The organism is Jiangella anatolica, from assembly GCF_003236295.1.
Taxonomy (GTDB): domain Bacteria; phylum Actinomycetota; class Actinomycetes; order Jiangellales; family Jiangellaceae; genus Jiangella; species Jiangella anatolica.
Map to the genome: position 1 here is coordinate 1 of NZ_POTW01000195.1, position 1,023 is coordinate 1,023.

Annotated in this window: 3 protein-coding genes; 2 read left to right on the forward strand and 1 reads right to left on the reverse strand. The window is 71.7% G+C overall.

All coding sequences use genetic code 11. The features are described from left to right. Nucleotides 1-115: integrase core domain-containing protein (locus tag C1I92_RS32915; RefSeq protein WP_146605141.1), on the forward strand; the 115-nt coding region annotated here is incomplete at its 5' end. A 70-nt stretch (nucleotides 116-185) separates the two neighbouring features. After that, entirely contained in the window at nucleotides 186-722 is a 537-nt protein-coding gene (locus C1I92_RS32920; protein ID WP_111258835.1) for a GNAT family N-acetyltransferase, read from the forward strand. On the opposite strand, the gene C1I92_RS32925 is transcribed toward C1I92_RS32920, so the two are convergent. Beyond that, the coding region (locus C1I92_RS32925) for a pyridoxamine 5'-phosphate oxidase family protein (RefSeq protein WP_111258836.1) at nucleotides 719-1,023 on the reverse strand (305 nt) is incomplete at its 5' end. The two genes, C1I92_RS32920 and C1I92_RS32925, sit on opposite strands and share 4 nt — an antisense overlap.

Below are 1,023 nucleotides of genomic sequence, written 5' to 3' on the forward strand. Positions count from 1 at the left end.
CACAAACGACGAACGCACCGCCGCACTTGCACCCTGGCTCGAGCACTACAACACTGAACGCCGCCACAGCGCACTCGGAGGACGCCCACCGATCAGCCGCCTGCTACCAACCTGATGGCCGGGTACAACTAGCGCCACGGAAATGCAGATGCGTGCGCGCCGCGACCGCGCCTACGGTGACGGCCATGGAGCTGCGCCTGGAGGAACCCGCCGACCACGACGCCGTCGAGGACGTGCACCGGCAGGCGTTCGGCGCCGACGGGGAGCATGTGGCCGGGCTGGCCAGAGGGCTGCGCTCCCTGCTCTCCCCCACCAGCGGCCTCTCCCTGGTCGCCGTCGACGGAGGGCAGATCGTCGGGCACGTGCTGTTCACCCGCAGCATCCTCGACGCGCCGAAGCGGCTGGTGGACGTGCTGGTGCTGAGCCCGGTCGGGGTGCTGCCGAGCCACCAGCGACGTGGCGTCGGGAGCGCGCTGATCGACCGCGGCCTGGAACTCGCCGACGAGCAGGGGGCGCCCGCGGTGTTCCTGGAGGGCCCGCCGGGCTACTACGCGCGCTTCGGGTTCGCGCCAGGAGAGCCGCTCGGGTTCCGCAAGCCGTCCCTGCGCATCCCCGACGCCGCGTTCCAGGTGCGGCTGCTGAGCGGCCACGAACCGACGATGACCGGCACGCTCGTCTACTCCGACGTGTTCTGGCGGCACGACGCCGTGGGGTTGCGCTAAGAGCGGCGGTGGTGATCCACGTCGGTGTTCTCCATGCGGCCCCAGCCGTGCCAGCGGTCGACGTCGATCCAGACGCTGATGCGACGGCGGTCGCGGCGGCGGTACGGCGCGCCGGTGTAGTGGCGGGCCAGCCGGTCGATGTCGGCCAGGTCCGCGTCGTCGTGCAGATCGACGACGCGGCCCTGGACGCTGACGTGGGTGTACCAGTCGCCGTCGGCGAGCGCGGTGAGACTGACCCGCGGCTCGGACCGCAGGTGCTCCAGCCGCCGCCGCGACTCGTCGAGGTTGATCAGGACCCGCC

Excerpts from the sequence above, each read along its gene's own strand:
- C1I92_RS32920 (WP_111258835.1), top strand. The coding sequence starts at position 186 with ATGGAGCTGCGCCTGGAGGAACCCGCCGACCACGACGCCGTCGAGGAC.